Here is a 23,047-nt window from a genome sequence, read left to right on the forward strand (position 1 = left end):
TGTGCGTCGACCCCGACCCCGGGCCGCCCGCGCGGCCGCTGGACGATCACAATCAGGCGGTGCAGCGTCGGGGATGGACATGGGCCCTGCTCGTCCTCGTGGCCGTCGTCGCGGCGGCCGGGACCGCCTGGGTCTGGTTGCGGTACGACTTCGAGAAGGTCAACTGGGCCTGGGGCGTGATCGCCGGTGTCATCGCCGTCTACGTCGTGCTGGACCAGGTCCTCACCAACCGGCAGGCCGCCTCGGCAGCGGCGGCGGTCCACCGCCGGGCGGCCGCGGACGAACTCTTCGAACTGGTCCGGCGCGAGCCGGGCGACGAGGCGCTGCTGCGGGCGGTCGACGAGCCGTACCCGCTCCCGGTGACCTGGCGCACCGCCGCAGAGCGGCTCCTGCCGTCCTGGCGGGCCATCGGCCGATCCAGCGAGGCCGGTCCGATGGACCTCTCCGGCCGCCACGGGACACTGTGGAGCCGCTACCGGAGCATCCCGTCCGGGCGGTTGCTGGTGCTGGGGCCGGCCGGGTCCGGCAAGTCGGTCATCGCCCTGCGGATGGCGCGCGAGCTGCCGCCGAGCCGGGACCCCGAGGCGCCCGTGCCGGTGCTGCTGCCCGCCGCGTCGTGGGACCCGACCGTGGAGACGTTCCGCGACTGGCTGGTGGACCGCCTCGCCCGGCGGTACACGCAGCTCGCGCCCCGCCATCCCCGTCGCGTGGCGGTGCTGCGCGACCTGGTCGAGACGGACCTCGTCGTGCCCGTCCTCGACGGCCTGGACGAGATGCCCGAGGAGCAGGTGACCGCCTGCCTCGAGGAACTCAACGAGCTGCCCACCCAGCGCTTCGTCCTGACCTGCCGGACGTCGGTGTACGAGAGGTACCTCGCCCAGGGCGAGAAGGTGCGCGGCGCCGCGGTGGTGGTGATCGATCCGCTGGTTCCGGACGAGGTGGCGGAGTACCTGGTCGACGCCGCGCCCCTGCACCAGGCCGGCAACTGGTCGACCGTCGCCGCGCGCATCGACGGCGACACGGAGCTGAGCGGGGCGCTGTCCACGCCGTTGATGGTGGCGATGGCCCGCAGCGCGTTCGACCAGCCCGGCACCGACCCCCGCGACCTCGTGCCGCTGGCGGCCAGGCGGGGGCGGGGCGCCGTGGAGGACGAGCTGCTGTCCCGGGCGGTCGACGCCGCGCTGCGGTCCCGCCTGGGCGCCCAGGGGCTGCGCCGGTGGGAACCGGACGTGGCCCGGCGCTACCTGGCCTTCGTGGCCGCGCACCTGGAGTCGCTCGACGTCCGCGAGTTCCGCTGGTGGCAGCTGCCGGCTGCGCTGCCCCGGTTGTTCTGGGCCGTCGTCGACGGCCTGCGTACCGGGCTGGCGGTGTGGCTGGTCCTCGCTCTCGCCGGGGAGGCGCTCCGGTCGGTGGCCGGGATGGTCGCCGACCCGGGCACCCGCGAGCTGCTCACCGCCCTCGCCGACCACCCCGCCGACCTGGGGGCGGCGGCCGCCGCGCTGGCCGTGCCGGCCGCCGCGCTGGGCGGCGGCGCCCGCGACCTGGGCCGCCGGCCGAAACGGGTGCTGTTCGTCGGCGGCCGGGGCGCGCTGCGTGACGGCGTGCTCGACGGGCTGGTCCGGGGAGCGTTCTGGGGCTTCCTGACCTGGTTCGTGCTGTGGCTGTTCACCCCACCGCCCGAGCTGGTCGCCGCGACGGGCCGACTGCCCGGGCTGGCCGGATGGCCGGTCGAGCTGCGGGCCGCGGTCGTGCTCGGCGCCGTCTGGTTCGCCCTCGTCGCGGTCCGGTCCGCGCTGCGGGTGGACGTCGCCGCCCCGGCCGCGGAACTCGGGGCCACCGGCGTGGTCGAGACCGTCTGGGCCGACCGCGCGGCGACGATCGCGTCGGTGGTGCCGAGCGTCGCCGCCGGGTTCGTCGGTGTGCTGGCCGGCTCCGGGCTGCTGTGGGTGACCGGCCTGCTGCCCCGGCTGCCCTCGCCGCAGGCCCTCGGCTACGCCGGGCTCGGCGCGGGGCTGGGCTGGTGGGTGCACACGCGCGGGGACGGCGCGTGGGTCCGGTTCTGCCTGGCCCGGATGGCGCTGGCGGCACGCGGCCGCCTGCCGCACCGGCTGCTGGCGTTCCTCGGCCACGCCGAGACGGTCGGCCTGTTGCGGCACGGCGCCGGGGCGTACCGGTTCCGGCACGGCCGCCTGCAGAGCAGGCTGGCGGCCGGCTCGCTGGCGGGGCGGCGGGGCGGCCGGCCGCGCGAGGAGTTCGGTGTCGAGCTGGCCCGGGCGGGGTTCTGGCCGGAGGCGCTCGGCGTGTTCGCCGCTGTCACGCGGGCCCGCGCGGCGAACGTCGAGCCGGCCGACGACCTCACCCTGGCCTCGCTGCGCAAGGCGCTGCTGGTGGGCGCCGCCGCCGGGGAGTGGAGCCGGCTGGGGGACCTGCTGGCGCCGATGCCGGCACCGCTCGCGTCCACCGGGGCGACGCCGCTGGCGGCGCAGCGTCGGCGGGTCTCCGAGCTGGTTGCCGCCGCCGCGCCGTTGGACGAGTTGCGGGCGGCCGGCGACGAGCTGCTGCGCGGGGAGGAGCAGGCGGGCTGGCCGCTGTCCGCCACCCGGGAGTTCGTGGCGGTCGTCCGCTACGCGCAGGGGGACGTCGACGCGGCTCGGCAGCACCTGGAGCGGCTGCTCGCGGCGGAGAGCGACGACGACGGCCCAGGTCGGTCGATGCCCGTCGGCGCGGGAGTGCTGGCCCGGATAATGCTCGACGGGGACGGGGACCCCGGCGCGGCCCTCGCCCTCTGCCGCGAGCAGCTGCTCCTGGCCGACGGCTCCGACGGCTCCGACGACCGCACCGACCCGCTGCTGCTCGGGCAGGCGTGGGGCTGGTCGGTGGCGGTGATGCGACGCGTCGTTGACGAGCGGGCGGAGGTGCGCGATCGGCTCCGGGCCGTGCTCGCCGAGCGGCGGGCCCGCGGGCGGCGGATCGAGCTGGGTCGACGGGAGCTGGCCGAGATCGGCCTGCAGGCGTGCCACGCGGTGGTCGGCCACCCGACGCTGGGGGCGCCGGCGGTGGCCGCGGCGCGCAGGCTGGTCGCCGTGTTGTCCGCCCCGGACATCGCGGCGCGGACCCTGCGCCGCGGCGCGCCGATGTGGCACGACGGCTGACCGGTCGGCAGGCTCCTGCGGCGTCTCAGAACTGTCTTGTAACGTGTCTCATTATTTTGCGACGACCGGGTCCAGGTGGCGGTAGACGGTGGCCCGCGAGACCCCCAACGCGGCGGCGATCTCGTCCGCCGAGTGGCTGCCGGCGGCGTGCATCCGCCGGGCCGCCTCGACCTGCTCCGGGCTCATCGCCCGCGGCCGGCCGGGCCGGCGTCGGCCGCTCGCCGCGCCGCCGCCGTCCCCGGTCGCAGCCGGGTGGTCCCCGGGCGGCGCGCCGTCCAGCAGGCGGTGTACGCCGTCGAGCATGTCCGCCCGCAGCACCTCGTCGGGCACGTCGGTGAAGAAGACGACCGGGTCGCTGCACATGGCGACCGCCTGCACCGCCCGGACCCGCTCCCGCCGCCCGGCGTCGGGCCCGGCGATGAGGTTGTTGGCGCGCATCGCGATCCGCATCAGGCGGTGGTACGTGTCGCCGCGCGTGATCAGGGCGATGTCGTGGAAGAGCATGCCGAGCGGGCGGCGGTGGGTCAGCATGGTGTCCACCCAGCCCTCCAGGACCGTCCGGCGCGCCCGCTCGGCCGGCCCCGCCTCGGCCGTGTCCAGCAGCGTCTCCAGGTCGGCCACCAGCGGCTCGACCAGGGCCGTGAGCAGGTGCTCCTTGGTGGGGAAGTGGTAGAGGATCGCGGCCTTGGTCAGCCGCAGCCGCTCGCCGATCTGGCGCAGCGAGGTGCGCTGGTAGCCGTGTTCGGCGAACAGGTCGAGCGCGGCGCGCAGGATCCGGGTCCGCGTGTCGTCGGGTGCCTCGACGGTCATGCCGGCAAGCCTAGCCGCGTCTGACCGGTGGGTGACACCACCGTTGATTCGACTGACCGTCGGTCAGTACAGTGGGGACGGTCGGCACCGCCAGTGGCAGGAGGGGTCATGCCCGTCATCTCCATCGACAACCTCGTCAAGACGTTCGGCAGTGTCCGGGCGCTCGACGGACTGGACCTGCGGGTCGAGGCGGGGGAGGTGCACGGTTTCCTCGGCCCCAACGGCTCCGGCAAGTCCACCACCATCCGGATCCTGCTTGGCCTGCTGCGCCGCGACGCGGGCGACGCGCGGGTGTTCGACGCCGACCCGTGGCGGGAGGCGGTCGCCCTGCACCGCCGGCTGGCGTACGTGCCGGGCGACGTGAACCTGTGGCCGAACCTCTCCGGCGGCGAGGCGATCGACCTGTTCGGCAAGCTGCGCGGCGGGCTCGACCGGCGCCGACGCGACGCCCTGCTGGAGCGCTTCGACCTCGACCCGACGCGCAAGTGCCGCACCTACTCCAAGGGCAACCGGCAGAAGGTGGCCATCGTCGCGGCCTTCGCGTCCGACGTCGAGCTCTACGTGCTCGACGAGCCGACCTCCGGGCTGGACCCGCTGATGGAGGCCGTGTTCCAGGACGAGGTCCGCCAGCTCAAGCGCGACGGCGCCACCGTGCTGCTCTCCAGCCACGTGCTGGCCGAGGTCGAGGCGCTCTGCGACCGGGTCAGCATCATCCGCGAGGGCCGGGCCGTCGAGTCCGGCACCCTCGCCGAGCTGCGCCACCTCACGCGTACGGCGGTCACGGTCGAGACCGCGCGGCCGGCGACCGGCCTGGCGGCCCTGCCGGGCGTCCACGAGGTGCGCGAGGTCGACGGCCGGATCCACCTGGAGATCGAGCCCGCCCACCTCGACGAGCTGCTCGGGCACCTCGTCCGCTTCGGCGTCCGCGCCCTGACCAGCGCCCCGCCCACCCTCGAGGAGCTGTTCCTGCGCCACTACGGCGACGAGCGCGCGGCCGTCGCCGCCAACGGTCACCGGGCCGGCACCGAGCGGCAGGCGGGCGCCCGATGAGCGCGTTCACCGGCACCGGGCGGCTCGCCCGGCTCGTGCTGCGCCGCGACCGGGTCCGGCTCGCCGTCTGGGTGCTCGGCACGCCCCTGCTCGGCTACGCCCTCGCCGGCAGCGTCAAGGAGTTCTACCCGGACGAGGCGTCCCGGGTCGGATACGCCACCACGTCGGCGTCCAGCCTGGTCGCCCGCGCGTTCAACGGCCCCATCGCCGGCACCGAACTCGGCGCGGTGGTGGTCGCCGAGACGTACGTGACGCTGGCCCTGCTCGCCGCGCTGCTGAGCACCTTCGCGGTGGTCCGGCACACCCGGCAGAACGAGGAGACCGGCCGGGCGGAGCTGCTGGGCGCCTCCGTCGTCGGCCGGTACGCGCTGCTCACCGCCGCCCTGCTGGTCGTCGTCGCGGCGAACGTGCTGGCCGCGGCCCTGCTCGCCGTCGCCCTGGCCGGCGCCGGCCTGCCGCTCACCGGGTCCGTCGCGGCGGCGGCCGCCGTCGGCGGCGTCGGGGTGTCCTTCACCGGCATCGCCGCGGTCACCGCCCAGGTGTCGGTCACCTCCCGGGGCGCCAACGCGCTCGCCGCCGCGACCGTCGGGGTCGCCTTCCTGCTCCGCGCGGCCGGCGACGTGCTCGGCGAGCAGACCGACGGCGGCGTACGCGTGGTCAGCGCCTGGCCGTCCTGGCTCTCCCCGCTCGGCTGGGGCAACCAGGTCCGCGCGTACGTCGGCGAACGGTGGTGGGTGCTCGCGCTGCCCGTCGCGCTGCTGGTCGCCGGCGTGGCGCTCGCCTACGCCCTCGCCGAGCGGCGGGACGTCGGCGCGGGGCTCGTCGCGCCCCGACGGGGGCCGGCGGCGGCCTCGCCCCGGCTGCTCAGCCCCGCCGGGCTGGCCTGGCGGTTGCAGCGCGGCGCGCTGCTCGGCTGGGCGATCGGGGTGGCGGTGCTCGGGCTCTCGATGGGCATCGCCGGGGACGAGTTCAACGCCATGATCGAGGAGAACCCGGCCGCCGCCGAGGCGATCAGCGCGATGGGCGGTGGCGCGAAACTGATCGACGCGTACCTGGCGGCGATGCTGGGGCTGTTCGCGCTGACCATCGGGGCGTACGTCGTGCAGGCGCTGCTGCGCACGCGCAACGACGAGGCCGGCGGCCCGCTGGAGGCGATCCTGGCCACGGCCGTCAGCCGCACCCGCTGGCTGACCACCCAGGTGGTCGCCGCCACGCTCGGTGCGCTCGCCCTGGTGCTGCTGGGCGGCCTCACCACCGGGCTCGGCTACGGCCTGGTCACCGGCGACCCGCTCGGGCAGACCGCCGAGCTGGGCGCGGCGGCGCTGGTGCGGCTGCCGGCGCTGCTGGTGGTGGCCGGGGTGGTGACGGCGCTGTTCGGGCTGCTGCCCCGCTGGTCGGTGGCGCTGTCCTGGGCGGCGCTGATGGGGTTCCTGCTGCTCGGGCAGCTCGGCGCGGTGCTCGACCTGCCGCAGGCGGCGCTGAACCTGTCCCCGTACACGCACGTGCCGTCGGTGCCGGCGGTCGACCTGGCGGCGCTGCCGCTGGTCGTGCTGACGGGGGTGGCGGTGGTGCTGCTGGCGGCCGGCCTGGCCGGCTTCCGCCGCCGCGACGTCCCGAGCTGACCCTGTGCAGAAACGCCCCCGAGGAAAGCGGGGCGTCCGGAGGTGTTCCCCGGTTCGGGCGGGCGGGGGCACCTCCGGACGCCCCGCGGTCGGCGGGCCGGCGGACGGTCAGCCCAGCTCGGCGAGGACCTTCTCGACCACGGCGTCGGTGGCCAGGCCGTACCGGTCGTGCAGCGTCGGCAGGGCGCCGGAGGCCAGGAACTCGTCCGGCAGCGCGACCGGCACGACCCGCTTGCCGAGCCCGGCCCGGACCACGGCCGAGGCGACCGTCTCGAAGAGCCCGCCGACCACCGTGTGGTTCTCCAGCGTGAGCACCAGCCGGTCGGTGTCGACCTCGGCCAGGACGGTCTCGCTGTCGAACGGCTTGATCGTCGGCGTGTGGACGACCGCCACGTCGACCCGGTGCCGGGCCAGCCGCTCCGCGGCCTGCAACGCCCGCATCGTCATCAGGCCGCTGGAGACGAGCACGACGTCGGCCCCGCCGCGCAGCACGGCCGCCTTGCCGAGCCGGAACGTGTAGTCGTACTCGTCGAGGACCGTCGGCACCTTGCCGCGCAGCAGGCGCAGGTAGGTCGGCCCGTCGCTCGCGGCGAGCTGGGGCACCGCCTGCGCGATGTCGACCGAGTCGCACGGGTCGACGATGGTCAGGTTCGGCATGCCCCGGAAGATCGCGATGTCCTCGGTCGCCTGGTGGCTGGGGCCGTACCCGGTGGTGAGGCCGGGCAGGCCCCCGACGATGTTGACGTTCAGGTTCGGCTCGGCGATGTCCAGGCAGAGGAAGTCGTACGCCCGCCGCGCGGCGAACACCGCGTACGTCGAGGCGAACGGCACCAGGCCGACCTCGGCCATGCCCGCCGCCGCCCCCAGCAGCAGCTGCTCGGCCATGCCCATCTGGAAGAACCGCTCCGGGTGGGCCTTGGCGAAGATGTGCATGTCGGTGTACTTGCCCAGGTCGGCGGTCAGCCCGACGACCCGCTGGTCCTGCTCGGCGAGGGCGGCCAGGGCGTGGCCGAAGGGCGCGTCCGCGGTCTTCTGCCCGGCGTCGGCGAAGGACGCGATCATCGCCGACGTGGTGAGTCGCTTCGGTGCCGTCGCGCTGGTCATCGTGCCTCTCCTGCCTGGTGTCCTGCCGTCAACTGCTGGCGGCACAGTTCCCACTCGTCCGCGTCGATCCGCATGAAGTGGGCCTTCTCGCGGGTCTCCAGCAGCGGCACGCCGCGCCCGATCCGGGTGTCGCAGAGGATCACCGAGGGGCGTCCGTGCGGCTCGGCCTGCGCGGCGACCGCGTCGAAGGCCGTGAGCAGCGCCTCGACGTCGTTGCCGTCGACCCGCTGCGTGAACCAGCCCGACGCCGCCCACTTCTGCTCGGCCGGCTCGATCTGGAGCACGGACTCCGTCCTGCCGTCGGCCTGGAGGGCGTTCATGTCGACCAGCGCGGTCAGGTGGCCCAGCCGGTGGTGCGCCGCGCCCATGGCGGCCTCCCACGTCGAGCCCTCGTTCAGCTCGCCGTCGGAGAGGAAGTTGACGACCCGGGCCGCCCGGCCCTGGTGGCGCAGGCCGAGCGCCATGCCCACGGCGACGGTCAGCCCGTGCCCCAGCGAGCCGCCGGAGATCTCCATGCCCGGGGTGTACGAGGCCATGCCGGACATCGGCAGGCGCGAGCCGTCCGAGCCGTACGTCTGCAGCTCCTCGACCGGGACGATGCCCGCCTCGGCGAGGGCGGCGTAGAGCGCGATGGCGTAGTGGCCGGTGGAGAGCAGGAACCGGTCCCGGTCCGGCCAGTGCACGTCGTCGGGCCGGTGCCGCAGCTGGTCGACGTAGACGGTGGCCAGCAGGTCGGCGGCGCCGAGCGCCTGCCCGACGTAGCCCTGCCCCTGTGCCTCGCCCATGTCGAGGATGTGGTGGCGCATCCGGTACGCCGCGTCGCGCACCCGCGCGGCCCGCGCCGGCAGGGCGAGCCGGTCGTCGGATCGCGGTTCGCTGATGGTGGTCACGTCGTTCACGTCCTTCGGATCAGACGAGGGCTGGCTGGGACTTGGCCGGTGTGGCCTGAGGGTCGCCGACCTTGGCCGGTGCGGTTTCGGGCGTGAAGGCGGCGGCGGCCGTGGAGACGACGCCGAGCAGCATGAACAGCACCGCCGGCCCGATCCAGCCGATCCAGCCGTAGAGGGCGGTCGCCCCGAAGGGCAGCAGCCCGGCGACCAGGGAGGCCCCGTTGTAGCCCAGCGAGATGCCCGAGGACCGGACGTCGCGGGGGAACTGCTCGGAGAACCAGGACGACTCGACGGCGAAGATCGGGTCGTGGCTCAGCAGCAGCCCCAGGGCCACCGCGACGATCACCATGATGAACGCCCCGGTGTTGATCAGCAGGAACATCGGGATGCCGAAGGCGATGGTGAAGACGGAGCCGATCAGGAAGACCGGCTTGCGGCCGACGCGGTCGGAGAGCGCGCCGAAGAGCAGGTGGCTGCCGAGGCCGAGGGCGGAGCCGACCATGGTGCCGATCAGCACGTTCTGCTTGTCGGTCAGCTCGGCCAGCACCACGTACGAGAGCATGAAGCTGGTGGTGACGTAGTAGCCGCCGGTCTCCGCCAGGCGCAGCGTGATGATCTTGAGGATGACCCGCCAGTCCCGCCGGATCACCTCCAGCGCCGGGGCCTTGCGGATCTCGTTGTTCGCCTTCATCTCGGTGAAGTCGGGGGACTCGGCGACCCGCATCCGGATGAACAGGCCGACGGCGACCATCACGATGGAGAACAGGAACGGCGCGCGCCACACCCAGCTGCCCTCGAACAGCGCCTCGCTGAGCAGGAAGGCGCCGTTGGCCAGCAGCAGCCCGGCGGGGATGCCGATCTGCGGCACCGCGCCGAAGAAGCCGCGGCGCCGGGCGGGGGCGTGCTCGACGGCCATCAGGACCGCGCCGCCCCACTCGGCGCCGAAGCCGATGCCCTGGACGATCCGCAGCAGGATCAGCAGGACCGGCGCGATCACGCCCGCCTGGGCGTACGTCGGCAGCACGCCGACCAGGACGGTCGCCACGCCCATGACGACCAGCGACCACATCAGGATGGTCTTGCGGCCCAGCCGGTCACCGTAGTGCCCGGCGAGGTAGCCGCCGAGCGGGCGGAAGAGGAAGCCGATGGCCAGCGTCGCGAACGACGCGAGCACGCCGACGAGTTTCTCCTCGGTGTGGAAGAAGACCGTGCCGAAGTACGCCGCCGAGGCGGTGCCGTAGATGAAGAAGTCGTAGCTCTCGACGGCCGTGCCGATCATCGAGGCGAAGGAAACCTTGCCGGGGTTGTCCGGGCGTGTGGCCACGCCGGTGGCAGCACTCATTGTCCTGCTCCTTGCTGTTACCGATGGGGGTCGGTGGGGGACGGGTATGTCTCGATGACGCGCGAGTCGTCGCGCGTCGCAAGGCCGGCGTCGGCGGCCTGTTGGTAGCGCGCCCGGGCGATGTCCAGCAGCGGGGTGTCCGCATCGGCGGCACGGGCGGCGGCGGCCACGAGGCCGCTGTCCTTGACGAAGATGTTGATCGTGCTGGTGACCTCGACGTCGGTGCCGCGCAGCATCCGGGGCCCGCGGTCGGAGAGCATCCAGGAGCCGGCCGCGCCCTGCTCGACCAGGGACAGCACCTGCTCCCGGTCGAGCCCGAGCCGCCCGGCCAGGGCGAGCGCCTCGGCCGCCGCCACGATGTGCACCGCGCAGAGGTGCTGGTTGACCACCTTGATCGCCTGGCCGTCGCCGACCGCCGCGCCGACCGGCCGGACGGTGCCGAACCGGTCGAGCACGACCCGGGCGGCGTCGACGTCGGCCGCGTCGCCGGAGGCGAACAGGGTCAGCTCGCCGGTGCGGGCCCGCGCCACCCCGCCGGTCACGGGCACGTCGACGACCCGCGCGCCGGCCGCCGAGAGCCGGGCGGCCTCCTGGCGTACGGCGTCCGGGCCCACGGTGCTCATCACGATCCACCGCTGCCCGGTCAGGTCCGTGGCGACCGCCTCGGTGACCAGGTCCGCGAGCTGGGCGGGGGTGGCGACCATGACCACCACGAAGTCCGCCTGGGGCGCGGCGGCGAACCGGTCGACGGCCGTCAGTCCGGCGGTCGTGGCCCGTTCCCGGACGGCCGGCACCGGGTCCACGCCGGTCACGGGGTGGCCGGCGGCGACCAGTCGGCTCGCCATCGGCAGCCCGATGGCGCCGATGCCGACGAAGACGACGCTGGGGTTGCTCATCGCTGTCCCTCCGGTCCGGCGCCGGGTGGCGCCCTGTGCGGTCAGGCTGTTTTCGGGTAGCAGCCACCCGGTGCGCGGCCAGGATCGCCGCGTCACGGGTGGGTGTGCAGTTCTGTGGGGGTAGGTGGCGGGCCTACCAGCCGGCCTACCGGCGGGGCTTCCCGTCCGGCGCACCGGCGGCAGGGGAGGCGGTGAGGGAGGACCAGACCGTGAAGTGGCGGCGCATCGCGATCCGGGCGCCCTCGCCGTCGCGCTCGCCGATCGCCTCCACGATCCCGTAGTGCACGGTGTCGATCACCCGGGTCTTGCCCGCCTGGAGGGGCTCCCGCTCGGCGGCGCGCCGGCGGCGCTCGACCACCTCGCTGCGCAGCGCGTGGCTCAGGCCGTCGTGCAGCAGAGTGAAGATCGGGTTGTCGACGATCCGGTAGAGCCGGCGGTGGAATTCCAGGTCCGCCTCCAGGGCGCGGTCGTCCTCACCGGCTGCGCTGGCCTGGACCATCTCGTCGACCAGGCCCCGCAGGGCGTCGACGTCGTCGGCCGTGGCCATCCGGGCGGCGGCCTCCGCGACCGACACCTCCAGCATCTCCCGTGCGGAGGTGAACTGGTCGTTGCTCAGGTGACCGAGCTGCCGGCAGAGGTCGAAGTAGAGCTGGATGAAGCTGGCGTCGGGCACGTCGAGGTAGGAACCCCGGCCCTGCGTACGGTCGAGGAAACCGAGGATCTCCAGCATCGACAGTTGCTCCCGCAGCGCGCCCCGGCTGACGTCCAGCGACGCGACCAGTTCGCGCTCGGTGGGCAGCCGGAGGCGGCCGGTCTGCGGCTCGGGGTTCGCCCGCTCGGCGAGGCTCTGCACCAGCAGTGCCAGGTCGGTGCCCATCCGCCCACCTCCGTGTGAGATTGGTCGTACCAATGCCCTGAGGTTATGTCGGCGTTACGTGCGCGTCAACAAATTGGTCCAACCTTTCTGGGTCGGGGGTGGGGCGGGCACGCCCCGGCGGCGCCACCGGCCGAGGATGGCTCGGATGCGTGGAGTAGTCTGTCCATGACTTGGGGTAGTTGCCGTTGGGGTCGGTTCGAGATGCCGGTGCAGAAGCACGATGCCCGTCCGGTGGAGCGGCCCTCGGGTCTGGTGCCACCGGCCGTCGCGCTCGACGGCGTGACGGAACTGCGGCTGCACGGGGTCGGGGGCACGACACCGGAGAACCTGCTCGCCGACGTGGCACCGCAGCTCGTCTCCGGCGACGGGGTGGCCGGCTTCTTCCGCACCGCCGACGTCAAGGGGCGCCACGCCGAGGCGTACTCCTGGGGCGGGCTGACCTCGCGCAGCGCCACCCGCGCGCTGTGGTTGCTGCTGCTGCCGTTCACGCTGGTCAACGTCGCGGGCTGGATGTGCACGCCGACGGCGTGGCGCGGCGCGCTCCGGTTCCGGGTGCACCGCGCGGTGGTCCGCTGGGCGGCGCTGGGCCTGACGGTCAACCTGCTGCTGCTCGTCGCGATGACCACGATGGACGTCGTCGCCTACCAGTGCGGCGTCCGCGTCGCCTGCGCCGACCGGTGGTGGCTGCGGTGGCTGCACACGGACCCATTCGTCGACCATCCGGCGCGCCGGGTCCTCGTCGGCGCACTGGTGCCGTTGCTGGTCGCGATCGGACTGCTGGCCCTCAGCGGCCGGTCGCTGTCCCGCTACGAGCAGGTGCCGCCGCCGCAACGGGGTGAGTCGCTGCGGGCGATGAGCGACGTGACGCCCGCCCGGCCCGGGGTGGGCCTGACCGACCCCGACTTCTGGAACGGCGGCGGCAGCGTCGCCCGGCTCGCGCTGCTGCACCTGGGCGCGGCCTGCGGCTTCGTCGGCTGGATCACCGCGTACACCGCCCGGTCGATCCCCCTGGCGGCGGGTGTGGCGCCGGCGTACGACGGATTGGCGACCCTGGTGACCTGGCTCGCGGCGGCGGCCGGCCTGGGCGCGGTGCTCCTGCTGACGCCGGCCCGGATCGGGCGGGCGGCGGCGCTCTCCGTCACCGGACTCGGCCTGCTGGCGGTGACCGGGGCGGTGGTCGTCGCGCTGGCACAGCCGGCGGTCGCCCCGCCCGGGGCCGACCGGTGGGCGCCGCTGCCGGGCATGCAGACGGCGGTGGACTGGACGTACGCCCTCTGCCTCGGCGCGACGGCGGCCGTGCTCGCGTCGGCCGCCGTCAACGGGCACCGGCGCGGCGCGTTCCGCTACGCCGGCCCGTTCGCGCTGACCGTGCTGGCGGCGGTGGTGCTCAACGCGGTCGGGATCGGCACGATGATCCGCGTCGCCGACCTGCTCGGCACGGTCTCCAACCCCGGCACCGGCGACGGCCGCCCCGACCGGCTCTACGTCTACGACATGGTCTACGCCCTCACGCCCTACCTGACGCTGCTGCCGATCGCGATCGTGGTGGGCTTCGCGCTGGTGCAGGCGGTGGTGCTGTGGCGGGCGGCCGGCCCCGACCGCCGCCGGCGCATCCACGACGAGTACGCCGCCCTGTCGACACCGGATCCGCCGAGCGCCTGGGACGCGTCCGCCCTGAACGAGCCGGCGCGCCACAACCGAGCGTGGCCCGGCGGCTGGACGGCCCGGATCGCCCGGGGCCGGCAGTTGGCCGTGCTGGCCCGGGACGTCGACCTGCTGTTCAGCCTCCTGACCGTCGCCGCCCTCGCCGTCTTCGGGTACGTGCTGGTCACCGCCGTGGTCCACCACTCGCTGCCGTGGGCGCCGCGCGGCGCGCTCACCGTGTCGACCTGGCTCGCCGCCGGGGCACCGGTGGCGGTGCTGACCCTGATGCTGCGGGGCTGGCGCGGGCTGGCGGACCGCCGCCACCTCGGCGTGCTGTGGGACATCGGCACCTTCTGGCCCCGCGCCTACCATCCGCTCGCCCCGCCGTCGTACACCGAGCGCGCCGTGCCGGACCTGCAGCGCCGGCTGTGGCGCGTCCACGACCACGGCGGCGCGGTGGTGCTGGCCGCGCACAGCCAGGGCACCGTCATGGCGGTCGCCGCGCTCCTGCAGGAGAAGAGCCGGCCGCAGCGCGACGGCCGGCCCGCCGGTCACGTCGCGCTGGTCACCTTCGGCAGCCCGCTGACCAAGCTGTACGCGTGGGGATTCCCCGCCTACTTCGCCGACGGCGCGCTGGGTGCGGACCGGCCCACGGTGTGGCGGTGGCGGAACTTCTACTACGAGACCGACTTCATCGGCGGCCCGATCTTCCCGGACGACCCGGCGAACGAGGTCGACCAGATGCTCACCGACCCACCGACCGCCTGGTACGTGCACGGCCAGCAGCCACCCGTCCTCGGCCGCCACTCCGGCTACTGGACCGACCCCCGCGTCTGGGACCTGGTCGACCGCTACGCCGAGGAGTTGCCGCTGCCCGGGAACCCTCCGCCCGCCCGCTGACCCGCGGCGAACGGGGTTCCCACCACCTGCTGACCTGCCCCTAGGGTCGTCCGCATGCAGGAGGGCCGGTGGACGACGATCACGCCGTCGCAGTTCACGCACGAGCGGGAGGCGCTGGCGCACGTCCAGGCGCTGCTGCCCGACACCGAGCCCTACCGCGCCTGGTCTAACTTCACCTTCACGGCCCAGACCGGCCACCAGGACGGTGCGGTGGTGCGGGTGGGCGACAACGAGTGGATCGCCCTACCGGACGCCTGGATCGTCAACGCCCACCGCAGCGCAGTCACCGCCTGAGGCATGGCCGTCCGCCGTGGGCTCGACGCTCCGGGCCACGTCGTTGCCGGGCGCCTGAAAGGTCGTGCCCGTGTAGGCAGGGGCCTCGTGCGCGAGGGCTTCCATGTTCTCCGGCGCGCGGGCGACGGCGAGGGCCGGGGAGCCGTGCAGCCCCCACACGCCGGCCTCGACCCAGCAGAGCTGACGGTACTTCCCCGGCGCCATGGCCTGCGAGCCGAAGTCCCAGCCGACGGCTGACACGGGCTTGCCGCCGAACTGCCGCCGGGCCCGTTCGCGGTAGGCGTCCCTGGTGACTGTCGCGGGATGCAGGAAGGACAGGTCGAACCCGTTCTCGGCGAGCCCGAACGCGGCCAGGCCGAAGAGCATGGTGCACTCGATCCCGCTGTCGGCGCAGTAGTCCGCGATACGTGCGGCACCGTGCAATGCGCCGGCGTACGACAGCACGTACAGGCGGCGGACCGGGTGGAACCGCCGGTATTCCCGCAGCGCCGCCACGATCGTCGCGCCGGAGGCGACCGTGTCGCCGATCAGCAGCGTCGAGCCGCCGGCGTCGAAACGCGCGTAGGACACCTCGACCGTGGCGTCGTCCGGGGCCACGGCCACCCTGCTCGTGGAGACCAGGTTCGCCGGCAGGTTCCGGCCGGCCTCCAGGGCGACCGCCTCCGCGAGCTGGTAGACCAGGCCCTTGCTCAGGATGACCAGCTCGGCGATGTCGGCGCCGTCGAGTTCGTCCCGGATGTGCCGGACGAACTCCCGGCTGCCGGCGAGGCAGGCCCGCCGGAACGGCAGGTCCGTCAGGTTGCGGTCGAACAGCAGCGCTTCCAGGTGCCGGTTGTGCACCAGGTGGAGACCGGTCACACCGGTCCTGGCGCCGATCGGCTCGACGGCGCTGGACCCCGTGTCCTCGATCATGCCGTCGTGCTGGGCACTCGCGACCCGCAGGCCCTGATCCTTCGTAGCGCGTCGAGCATCGGCCTGTCGATGTCGAGCACGTTGTTCTCGTATTCGTCGAGCGCGGCGGACAACCAGGCAGGGCGAGGTTGGGTCGCCTTGGGGCGCTCGGCCAGCGACACGAGGGCACGACCGGCGGCGGCGAAGTCGTCGACCACCTCGGTGGCGAGCGCCGCCACGTGCGGGTGCACGTAGTCGGTCACCCGCACACCGCGATACTCCAGGACGTCGCTGCGGTACTGCGAATTGCGGGGAGCGACCACGACCACCGGCGTTCCCAACGTGACCGCCGCCGCCATCTCCACCCCGATGCCGATGCCGCGGCGTACCCGTGCGTCGACGACGACCGCCGTCGCCACCATCACCTGGTACATGTCCCGGCCGAACTGGCCCAGCGTGTTGCCCGCGTCCGGTATCGGGTCGTCGGGGTTGAGGAAGACGACGTCGCAGGGAGCAGCGCCGCCCGCGACCTCCTCCCGCTCCACATCCGTCCAGCAGAGACGTTGCTGGTCGCCAGCCCCTTTAATGATCGATCCGGAACAGTAAACGGAAATCACCATCATCATGCCCTTCGGTCGGGATCCGTCTGGTTCAACGTGACATCGAGCTTGCTGGCGACGACGGACACCACGGTGTGTGCCTGCTGAACGGTCGTCGCGTTCTGGAGCTTGATGCGCTTCCGCCCTCGGATAACCGCCTCGCGGAGCCGCGCCCGGAGCACCGGGTGTTGCGTGGCGGTGGCGATGGCGCCGAACTCGGCGGTGGAGCGCAGGGAGAGCAGGTCGCGCCAGCGGGCGCCGCGGTGGACGAATTCGTGGATGCCGAGCCAACGAAGGCCGAGGTCGAACGAGCGGGCGGAGAGCCCCCGGTCCGCGAGGGGCGCCTGCATCTGCCGTACCCCGCAGGAGAAGTCGCCGAAGTCGAAGTCGGCGACGATGGCGGCGTCGAGGTCGCGGAGGTAGCTGGCGAGGTATTCGCGGGACAGGAACATGTCGACCCTGGCCCGTTCCTCGGCGTCCAGCGTCACCGGGACGGTCGCGCGGACGAACCGGCTGATGAACGCCTGCCCGTCGAGCCGTTCCGGCACCTCCCGCAGGTGTGTTTCGACGTCACCCAGCCTGGCCGGCCAGCGGCGGGCGATGCCGGTGAGGGTCCCGGCCAACTGGCCGTCCGGCTCCAGCGCGGCGCGCCAGCTCTCGCCGATATCGGTGGCGGTGTTCTGCGCGTAGCGGGGTCGCCACACGAGGCCGTCGGTGAGGCTGCGGTGCGGGGTCAGCTCGTAGGGATTGCGGACGTCGCTGCGGTATTCGACGGCCTTGTGTTCCACGTACGAGTCGAGGTCGGCGATGTGCGACGAGTAATGGACCGTGCCGCGAACCACGAGCGACCTGATCCGGGTCAGGAAGACCGACAGGCTCGGCACCTCGAACAGGTATGACGCCGGAAGGATCAGGTGCTCGTCGGTGGCGAGCACGGCCAGCCGCGTCGCGTGCAGCGCCTGCGACAGATCCGTTTCGGTGAAACTGGCCGTCGGCGGGCGGCCGTAGCAGGACCGGATCTCCGGATTCAGATACTGCACGAAGATCGGCCGCGCGCGATCGTAGGTCAGCGGCGTGGCGAAGCGTTCCTCCGGATAGAGGCTGAGCTGTTGCCCCGCCACATGCAGGTGCAGGTCCCGGCCTGCGACATAGCCGTCACGCCGCGCGCTGACGTCCTGCTGGGGCACGGTCACGCGTCGCTCATGGTGCTCGTTCGGGGCGATCCACGGTGAGATCACGGCCTGCGGTGTACGCGTCCCGGCCTGCGGTCACGTTCTGCTGCACGGTGGTCGACTGGTCGACGGCACCGCCGGCCGCCCGGACCGCCGCGAGCAGGTCCCGTACCGCGACGGCGAAGCCGGGGTCCTCGTCGAGCCGGGCCTGCAACCGGCCCTCCCACCGGGCCGCCTCCAGAGCGGACGCCTCATCCCTGCGCTCCGGTGGAGCAGCGACCAGCCGTTCGCGCGAATCCTCCAGGACCCGGTCTGCGCGGGCCACCGATGCTGTCTCGTCGCGACCGAGAATGCGTGCCGCGTGGGCTTTCACGTCGAGCCACACGTCCGAGACCATGGCCTGAATGAGAGCCGCGCTCGCTGCGGCGGCCAGGCCTGCTGCCGACAGGTCGTCCATGGATCACCGCATCTGTTGTGATTGCGCACGCCGGGGGAGCGGTCACGGCCCAGTATGCCAACGCCAAAATGCCTGTCAAGGACGGTTCGCTCTTCCCGGTATTGATCACGCTGACGATGAATCGACGTTTGCGGGGAATCGTCTATTGCTTGTGCACCGGTCGGTGTGGAAGCTGATCGTAGGCGGGCCTCGCGTGTGTCGATATCACGACAGTTCGCTTTGGGCGGTGCGACCAACCGTCGACGCTTCGCATGGTTATTCGCCGCCGCCGGCGGCCGAGTGGTGGGAGCGGGCTACCCGAACAGCGACAGCAGCCCGGCCTGCTCTGGTGTGAGGCGTATCGGGGCGTTCGCCCCGGCGGTGGGGAAGACCTGGGCGACGTCGAGGTCGCCTCTGCGAATGCTCGTCGCGGTTTCGATCTTCACGCGCCTGGCGGTCAGGGTTTCGAGCAGGCGTCGGGCATCCAGAAGGTACGCAGCGGAGATCCGCCGTCGGTGGTGCCGCACGGCGCCCGGGGGCCGGGCTGGCCCGCTGAGGACCAGGTAGAAGTCGCAGGTGTGCGGGCTGATGTCGATGCCGGCGAAGGCGTCGCCGTAGGTCTTGACGTTCACGGTCCGGCCGGCGAGCGGACCGGATCGGAAGATGCCGTCGTAGCCGGCCTGTGTCGCCGTACCGGCCAGTTCGATGTCGAAGACCTGTGCGGCGATGAACTCGCCGATGTCGCCCGGCCGCGCCGATCGCCCGGTGAGCGCCGCGATCTGGGCGTCCAGTTCGTCGCGAGCCCGCAGCAAGGCGGCCAATTGGTGCAAGGTCCCGGTCACGAGGTTGATTCTTCGCGTTGCGCGCTGGCCGGACCAGTCACGCGTCGCTAACTTCTCGTCATGACGACCTCCGCACGGCAGCGCGTCGCGGCCTTCTGGGACGCCCATGTGGATTCGTGGCTCAGGGGCGAGGATCAATTGCCGCAGCATCTCCAGGCATGGTTCGACTCCTATGTGGGCGTCGGCCCCGGCGCAGTGACCCGCGAGGGTTTCCCGGAGCCCTACCACGGTGACCTGCTCGGTCTGGAGCGCACGCCACAGATGGTGGTGCTCGGCCTGAACCCCGGCGAGTTTCGCCCCCGTTTCCAGGCGCGGGACGGCATCTTCGCCAAGGAGATCGCCGAGCACGGCTCATACAGCAGGTGGGCGACGACCCGCCCCTACAACCGGCCGCCCTGGACGCTGCCGCAGGAGATGGGCATGAACCGGCACTACCAGGCGCGGCTCGCGTTCACCCGCCGGTGGCTCCAGGACCCGAGCGCCGACCATCGTGATCTGTTGATCTTTGAGTGCTACCCATGGCACTCGAAGTCCATCACGGCCCCGCTATGGCCACCGCCGGAGGTCATCGAGGAGTACGTGTGGCAGCCGATCGCGGAGCTGCCGGTACGGGACGTGTTCGCGTTCGGCCGGCCCTGGGACGGCATCGCCCAGGCGCTCAAGCTGCCGCAAACGAGCGCGCTGGGATTCGGCGGCACGGACTACGGGTCGAAGGTGCCCAGCCGGGCGGTGCGGACGTACGCGTTGCCGTCGGGGCAGCGGCTGGTCGTCGAGTGGCATGCCGGGTCAGCCGGCCCGCCGAGCGCCAAGGAGACGGCCCTTCTCAGGGACGCGCTCGTCAGCGGGGGAGTTGGGAGTGACGGCAGCGGGTCACCGCCCCCACGACCCAGGGCCGGTGGCACCGAAACCGGAGTCGATAGCAGTCATGCCGAGGTGTCGCCGTGACCGCGGCAAGCGACACTCTCGCCACGGCCCGGCGCGTCGAGCGGCTGCGCCAGTACATGGGCGCGCAGGTGCTCGGCTCGTCGGGTGAGTGCGTCTGCCGGAAGCTGGGCAGTTGTCGGCGGAGCGTCCTGTTCGACGGACGCGGGGCACCACGGCCCGAGGTGTCCTTCGCCGCCGGGCAGCTCTCGCACGTCGGCCGTCACTACGACCTCACGTTGGGCGGAGTGCCGTGCCGCATCTTGGTCGTCGCCATGGACACGGTGCGACCGAGAGAGCACGTGACTCTTGAACAGCGCCACGCCGAGGTAATGGAGTCCGCCGAGCTGCCGTTCAACCGCCGGAATCCGCACATGAAGGGCACTGCCAGTGCGCTCCGGCTCGCCGTGGGGCGGGAGCCGGGCAGCGACCGCGAAGGCGAGCAACTCCACCTGAGCGGGGTACGGCAACCCGTGCATCTCTTCGACGCGTACGCCATGGCGAACCTGCGACTCTGCTCGGCCACGGCCGACGGACAGAGGTCGTTGAGCAACGCGACCATGAGCCGCAACTGTCTTCCGCACCTGGCAGCGACGATCATGATCCTGGAGCCGACGCTGTGCATCGTGCAGGGCGTCCAGGTCGGCAAGGTGCTCACTGAGCTGATGAGTCGGCGTCGGAACCTTGCCCCACGCCTCGAACGGGCGCGAATCGCGGGCGTCGACACCCTCGTCGCGGCGTTCACCAACCCCTCCGCGCGGGGCAGCTACCGGTGGGGAGGGCTCAACGGCGTTCCCTACCTGTACGAGACCGTGGCGCCGGCGCTCCGGGTCGCGCACCAGTTGGTGGTTGGTGCGTCCGCACCGGCCGGCAACGCCACCGTGCACCCGCAGCGGCGGCCGGCCGACGCCGATCGTCAGCCGCCAAGGTAGCGGCCCTATCGGTGGGGGCGGTCGCCTCGACGTACTCGGCACCGGCTGGCGGCACGTGCCACCCGTAGCGCCGACGGCGTCACCCGGCGTCAACGCCGGCAGGCAGCCCCGAGCGGGCGCGGGTCGCGGCGCTGTCCTGATCACGCCGCCGAGCAGGGGACGAGGCCCGGCGGGACCGTGGGGTGCGGCGGGCCGTGGGTTCGGGAGGGCGGGCCGGGCGGAGGCCGGCGAGCTGGACGTAGATCTCGCGCTTGGCGGTCGCGTTGCCGCGACGGTCGAGGACGTAGCCGGTCAGCCAGATCCAACCGGCGTACGTCGGTTGGTCGGACACCGAGACGACGCGGAAGGTCAGGGCGCGGTCCCCGGCGAACTGCACCGAGGCGCGGCCGTCGACGACGAGCAGGTCGCCGGGGGAGGGGCGCGCGGTCACCAGTGACCGGAGTTGTGCTGGTACTCCTGCGGCGGCCGGCACTCCCGCGCGTGCATGGTCTGCCAGTCGCGCAGCGCCCGCTTGACCCGGTCGTTCTCCTGGGTGAGCAGTCGTACCGCCTCGTTGAGCATGGCCAGTTCGTCGGCCACCCGGGCCTGGAACTCGCGTACCTCCACCGGGTCGACGCCGCGCCGGCGCGCGACGAACTCGCGGGTCCGCACCTCGTGCGGCGTCAACCGGCCCGGGTAACCGGCCGGGTAGGGCTGGCCGCCTCGATACACCTGAGCCACGACGATCCTCTCTGCGGGCAGGCGGGAGCGCGCAGGCTCCGCGCGGTGGGTCTGGAAGGGCGGGTCGTCCGCGTGGGGGCCGCGGACGACCCGCCCGCTCCACCGCCGCAGCTCGATTCAGCGGTACGACAGCAGAGCAGCCCGGCGGGTCGGGACGGGCACGGGCACCCGCCCCGACCAGGGGGATGAGCCGAACTCGTTGCCACGCGAGGATCGGCTCGGAATCAACATAGCTAGACATGTCAGATGAGTCAACGCTGCTTGTTAGGCGCGTCGCGGTGTGATCGAATCGGATTGCCACGCGAGGAGTGCCATGCGAGAAGTGCCGGATTACTGGCGCATCGCCGACGATGTGATCGCCGACGTCAGATCCAAGAAGTTGGAGCCGGGGGACAAGCTGCCCTCGATCGCCGAGCTGCGCGCGAGCTATGGCGTCAGCCACGGGACCGTGCAGATGGCCTACGCCCGACTGGAAGCGCTCCGTGTGATCCGCCGGCAGCAGGGCAAGGGCGTCTTCGTCACCGACCCGAAGACCTGGATGCGGGAGCCGTAGGTAGCGGGCCGAGTCGGTCGAGAAGGTGCGCCTCCGCCTGCGTGGCGAGTACGACCACGCCTTCAAGGTCGGGCGTACCGCCACGTGGGCGGCCTGGCGGGACGAGCGGGTGACGCAGGTCGCCGTCGCCTGGGTGCTCGGTACCGCCTTCGTGCGCTTCTGCGAAGACAACGGCCTGCTGCCCTTACCTGGCGGGACCGGGGGACCGGTTGCTCCTAGCCGAAGAGGCCGAGGCGCAGTTCTTCCGCGATCAGCCCGACAAGACGCTGCGCGACTGGCTGCACCAGGGCTTCGACGCCATCGCCAGCACCCAGGCCGGTAAGTCACTCTTCGACAGCGGCACAATCCGCTCTACCAGATCCCGCTGTCTACGACGAGGCGAAGAACGCGATCGCCTTCTGGCGTCGACGCACGGAGCAGGGCGTTCACGAGATCGGTGATCGGTGCGATGTGCGGCGTTCTGAGCATGAGGGCGTCAGTGTGGTTGCCCGCTGCGGACGGTCGGATGACGGCGGGCGGAGGCGCTCACAAGGTTCGCAGATTGGTGCCAGAGTGACGGGTAGTCGACAGTATCGACGTACGCGCACATGTTGTGTCACACCCGGGCGGGAAGCTGATTGTCCCCTCTTGGAGGTGCCGCATGCCGTATGTGAGGTCGCACATCCGCCGTGACGGAGCCCGGGTCCGGGCGCACTATCGCAAGCGGCGCCGCGCGGGCAGTGGAGGATCTGCGCGACGGGGTCGATCCGCAAGCAGTTCGCGAAATGGCTGGGGCCTCGCCTTCTGGGCGGTGTCCGCTCTCATCGCGGTCGTCCTGGTCGTCGACTTCGTCCAGCGGCATCCGTACTGGTCGGCCTTCCTGGCCGTGGTCGTCGTCGCGGCCGCAGGCGCGCTGCTGTCGATCGGGGTGAAGCGGCGGGCACGCCAACGAGCCGAGCAGGCCGAGCGGGACAGGGCGATCGCGGTGACCGACCCGATGACGGGTCCCGAGTTCGAGCAGTGGTTCGCCCGGTTGCTCGGGGCGTCCGGGTTTCGGGACATCCGGGTCCGGGGTGGCTCCGGGGACCGGGGTGCCGATGTCACGGCGATCGCCCCGGACGGCCGCCGCGTCGTCGTCCAGTGCAAGCGGCAGAGCACGAAGAACCGGGTCGGCAGCGCCGCCATCCAGCGGTTCGCCGGGACCTGTCGCGAGGTGCACGGAGGTGAACTGTGCATGATCGTCACAAACGGATTTTTTACCGCCGGCGACGGCGTGCAGCTCGCCCGACAGCTCAACATCGTCCTGGTCGACCGGCAGGTGTTGGAGCAGTGGGCCTGGACGCGTACGCCGCCCCGGAGCATCGTCGGCAGGTGAGCTGACCCGGTTTCGTAGCTCGACCCCTCCCGGTAGCGGCGCTGTC

General features: G+C 72.6%; 22 protein-coding genes. 9 read left to right on the forward strand and 13 right to left on the reverse strand.

The genetic code is table 11. From position 1 onward, the window contains the following. Positions 1–59: 59 nt before the first annotated feature. Complete coding sequence (locus ABT006_RS16975) at positions 60–3,152, forward strand: NACHT domain-containing protein (RefSeq protein ID WP_350707315.1); 3,093 nt, start codon at positions 60–62, stop codon at positions 3,150–3,152. A gap of 51 nt (positions 3,153–3,203) precedes the next feature. Here ABT006_RS16975 and ABT006_RS16980 read toward each other — a convergent pair whose 3' ends face one another. Further along, entirely contained in the window at positions 3,204–3,962 is a 759-nt protein-coding gene (locus ABT006_RS16980) for a TetR family transcriptional regulator (RefSeq protein WP_350707317.1), read from the reverse strand. Positions 3,963–4,070: 108 nt separating this feature from the next. Between ABT006_RS16980 and ABT006_RS16985 the strand changes: the two genes are divergently transcribed. Then, positions 4,071–5,012, forward strand: coding sequence for an ABC transporter ATP-binding protein (locus ABT006_RS16985; RefSeq protein WP_350707319.1), 942 nt, complete (start codon positions 4,071–4,073; stop codon positions 5,010–5,012). Continuing rightward, positions 5,009–6,634: an ABC transporter permease gene (locus tag ABT006_RS16990; protein WP_350707321.1), complete on the forward strand. Its 1,626-nt coding sequence runs from the start codon at positions 5,009–5,011 to the stop codon at positions 6,632–6,634. The genes ABT006_RS16985 and ABT006_RS16990 overlap by 4 nt, the downstream gene beginning before the upstream one ends. 108 nt (positions 6,635–6,742) lie before the next feature. Here ABT006_RS16990 and ABT006_RS16995 read toward each other — a convergent pair whose 3' ends face one another. From ABT006_RS16995 to ABT006_RS17015, 5 genes are read right to left on the reverse strand one after another with little or no spacing between them, the layout of a single operon-like run. Then, entirely contained in the window at positions 6,743–7,738 is a 996-nt protein-coding gene (locus tag ABT006_RS16995) for a transketolase family protein (RefSeq protein WP_350707323.1), read from the reverse strand. Then, positions 7,735–8,628 (reverse strand): transketolase, encoded by an 894-nt coding sequence (locus ABT006_RS17000; RefSeq protein WP_350707325.1) that lies wholly within the window; start codon positions 8,626–8,628, stop codon positions 7,735–7,737. Before ABT006_RS17000 ends, ABT006_RS16995 begins: the two co-directional genes overlap by 4 nt. A 19-nt stretch (positions 8,629–8,647) precedes the next feature. Then, complete coding sequence (locus ABT006_RS17005; RefSeq protein ID WP_350707327.1) at positions 8,648–9,970, reverse strand: MFS transporter; 1,323 nt, start codon at positions 9,968–9,970, stop codon at positions 8,648–8,650. A gap of 17 nt (positions 9,971–9,987) precedes the next feature. Continuing rightward, the gene (locus tag ABT006_RS17010; protein WP_350707329.1) at positions 9,988–11,040 is read right to left on the reverse strand and encodes an NAD(P)-dependent oxidoreductase; all 1,053 of its coding nucleotides are present in this window, start codon (positions 11,038–11,040) and stop codon (positions 9,988–9,990) included. Beyond that, on the reverse strand, positions 11,012–11,743 hold the full coding sequence (locus ABT006_RS17015; protein ID WP_350707331.1) for a FadR/GntR family transcriptional regulator: 732 nt from the start codon (positions 11,741–11,743) through the stop codon (positions 11,012–11,014). The genes ABT006_RS17010 and ABT006_RS17015 overlap by 29 nt, the downstream gene beginning before the upstream one ends. A gap of 207 nt (positions 11,744–11,950) precedes the next feature. Here ABT006_RS17015 and ABT006_RS17020 point away from each other — a divergent pair, with 207 nt between their 5' ends. Both ABT006_RS17020 and ABT006_RS17025 read left to right on the forward strand, forming a co-directional pair. After that, a complete protein-coding gene (locus tag ABT006_RS17020; protein WP_350707333.1) occupies positions 11,951–14,287 on the forward strand; it encodes a hypothetical protein in 2,337 nt (778 codons plus the stop codon). Positions 14,288–14,341: 54 nt separating this feature from the next. Continuing rightward, a complete protein-coding gene (locus tag ABT006_RS17025; RefSeq protein ID WP_350707335.1) occupies positions 14,342–14,581 on the forward strand; it encodes a hypothetical protein in 240 nt (79 codons plus the stop codon). Here ABT006_RS17025 and ABT006_RS17030 read toward each other — a convergent pair. The 5 genes from ABT006_RS17030 to ABT006_RS17050 all read right to left on the reverse strand — a co-directional run bounded on the left by ABT006_RS17030 (position 14,531) and on the right by ABT006_RS17050 (position 18,521). Next, the gene (locus ABT006_RS17030) at positions 14,531–15,493 is read right to left on the reverse strand and encodes a hypothetical protein (RefSeq protein ID WP_350707337.1); all 963 of its coding nucleotides are present in this window, start codon (positions 15,491–15,493) and stop codon (positions 14,531–14,533) included. The genes ABT006_RS17025 and ABT006_RS17030 overlap by 51 nt on opposite strands. After that, positions 15,490–16,095: a hypothetical protein gene (locus tag ABT006_RS17035; RefSeq protein ID WP_350707339.1), complete on the reverse strand. Its 606-nt coding sequence runs from the start codon at positions 16,093–16,095 to the stop codon at positions 15,490–15,492. Before ABT006_RS17035 ends, ABT006_RS17030 begins: the two co-directional genes overlap by 4 nt. Then, positions 16,095–17,264: a hypothetical protein gene (locus tag ABT006_RS17040; RefSeq protein WP_350707341.1), complete on the reverse strand. Its 1,170-nt coding sequence runs from the start codon at positions 17,262–17,264 to the stop codon at positions 16,095–16,097. The genes ABT006_RS17035 and ABT006_RS17040 overlap by 1 nt, the downstream gene beginning before the upstream one ends. 7 nt (positions 17,265–17,271) lie before the next feature. Next, positions 17,272–17,700: a hypothetical protein gene (locus ABT006_RS17045; protein WP_350707343.1), complete on the reverse strand. Its 429-nt coding sequence runs from the start codon at positions 17,698–17,700 to the stop codon at positions 17,272–17,274. Positions 17,701–17,993: 293 nt separating this feature from the next. Further along, positions 17,994–18,521, reverse strand: coding sequence for a hypothetical protein (locus ABT006_RS17050; protein WP_350707345.1), 528 nt, complete (start codon positions 18,519–18,521; stop codon positions 17,994–17,996). A gap of 60 nt (positions 18,522–18,581) precedes the next feature. Between ABT006_RS17050 and brig1 the strand changes: the two genes are divergently transcribed. Then, positions 18,582–19,466, forward strand: a complete 885-nt coding sequence (gene brig1, locus ABT006_RS17055; protein WP_350707347.1) for an anti-phage DNA glycosylase Brig1 — start codon at positions 18,582–18,584, stop codon at positions 19,464–19,466. Beyond that, on the forward strand, positions 19,463–20,374 hold the full coding sequence (locus tag ABT006_RS17060; RefSeq protein ID WP_350707349.1) for a hypothetical protein: 912 nt from the start codon (positions 19,463–19,465) through the stop codon (positions 20,372–20,374). The genes brig1 and ABT006_RS17060 overlap by 4 nt, the downstream gene beginning before the upstream one ends. A 79-nt stretch (positions 20,375–20,453) precedes the next feature. On the opposite strand, the gene ABT006_RS17065 is transcribed toward ABT006_RS17060, so the two are convergent. Next, positions 20,454–20,804 carry a hypothetical protein gene (locus ABT006_RS17065; RefSeq protein ID WP_502890991.1) on the reverse strand — a complete coding sequence of 117 codons (351 nt, stop codon included), beginning with the start codon at positions 20,802–20,804 and terminating at the stop codon, positions 20,454–20,456. Beyond that, positions 20,801–21,094, reverse strand: a complete 294-nt coding sequence (locus tag ABT006_RS17070) for a DivIVA domain-containing protein (protein WP_350707351.1) — start codon at positions 21,092–21,094, stop codon at positions 20,801–20,803. Before ABT006_RS17070 ends, ABT006_RS17065 begins: the two co-directional genes overlap by 4 nt. 313 nt (positions 21,095–21,407) lie before the next feature. Here ABT006_RS17070 and ABT006_RS17075 point away from each other — a divergent pair, with 313 nt between their 5' ends. Both ABT006_RS17075 and ABT006_RS17080 read left to right on the forward strand, forming a co-directional pair. Beyond that, positions 21,408–21,647, forward strand: a complete 240-nt coding sequence (locus ABT006_RS17075) for a winged helix-turn-helix domain-containing protein (protein WP_350707353.1) — start codon at positions 21,408–21,410, stop codon at positions 21,645–21,647. 790 nt (positions 21,648–22,437) lie between these two features. Beyond that, on the forward strand, positions 22,438–23,001 hold the full coding sequence (locus ABT006_RS17080; RefSeq protein WP_350707355.1) for a restriction endonuclease: 564 nt from the start codon (positions 22,438–22,440) through the stop codon (positions 22,999–23,001). Positions 23,002–23,047: the final 46 nt, after the last annotated feature.

The sequence above is a fragment of the Micromonospora sp. NPDC002717 genome, assembly GCF_040295705.1.
GTDB lineage: Bacteria > Actinomycetota > Actinomycetes > Mycobacteriales > Micromonosporaceae > Micromonospora.

Excerpts from the sequence above, each read along its gene's own strand:
- ABT006_RS17005 (WP_350707327.1), bottom strand. The coding sequence starts at position 9,970 with ATGAGTGCTGCCACCGGCGTGGCCACACGCCCGGACAACCCCGGCAAG.
- ABT006_RS17030 (WP_350707337.1), bottom strand. The coding sequence starts at position 15,493 with ATGATCGAGGACACGGGGTCCAGCGCCGTCGAGCCGATCGGCGCCAGG.
- ABT006_RS17025 (WP_350707335.1), top strand. The coding sequence starts at position 14,342 with ATGCAGGAGGGCCGGTGGACGACGATCACGCCGTCGCAGTTCACGCAC.
- ABT006_RS17035 (WP_350707339.1), bottom strand. The coding sequence starts at position 16,095 with ATGATGGTGATTTCCGTTTACTGTTCCGGATCGATCATTAAAGGGGCT.
- ABT006_RS16980 (WP_350707317.1), bottom strand. The coding sequence starts at position 3,962 with ATGACCGTCGAGGCACCCGACGACACGCGGACCCGGATCCTGCGCGCC.
- ABT006_RS17075 (WP_350707353.1), top strand. The coding sequence starts at position 21,408 with ATGCGAGAAGTGCCGGATTACTGGCGCATCGCCGACGATGTGATCGCC.
- ABT006_RS16985 (WP_350707319.1), top strand. The coding sequence starts at position 4,071 with ATGCCCGTCATCTCCATCGACAACCTCGTCAAGACGTTCGGCAGTGTC.
- ABT006_RS16995 (WP_350707323.1), bottom strand. The coding sequence starts at position 7,738 with ATGACCAGCGCGACGGCACCGAAGCGACTCACCACGTCGGCGATGATC.
- ABT006_RS17015 (WP_350707331.1), bottom strand. The coding sequence starts at position 11,743 with ATGGGCACCGACCTGGCACTGCTGGTGCAGAGCCTCGCCGAGCGGGCG.
- ABT006_RS17045 (WP_350707343.1), bottom strand. The coding sequence starts at position 17,700 with ATGGACGACCTGTCGGCAGCAGGCCTGGCCGCCGCAGCGAGCGCGGCT.
- ABT006_RS16990 (WP_350707321.1), top strand. The coding sequence starts at position 5,009 with ATGAGCGCGTTCACCGGCACCGGGCGGCTCGCCCGGCTCGTGCTGCGC.
- brig1 (WP_350707347.1), top strand. The coding sequence starts at position 18,582 with ATGACGACCTCCGCACGGCAGCGCGTCGCGGCCTTCTGGGACGCCCAT.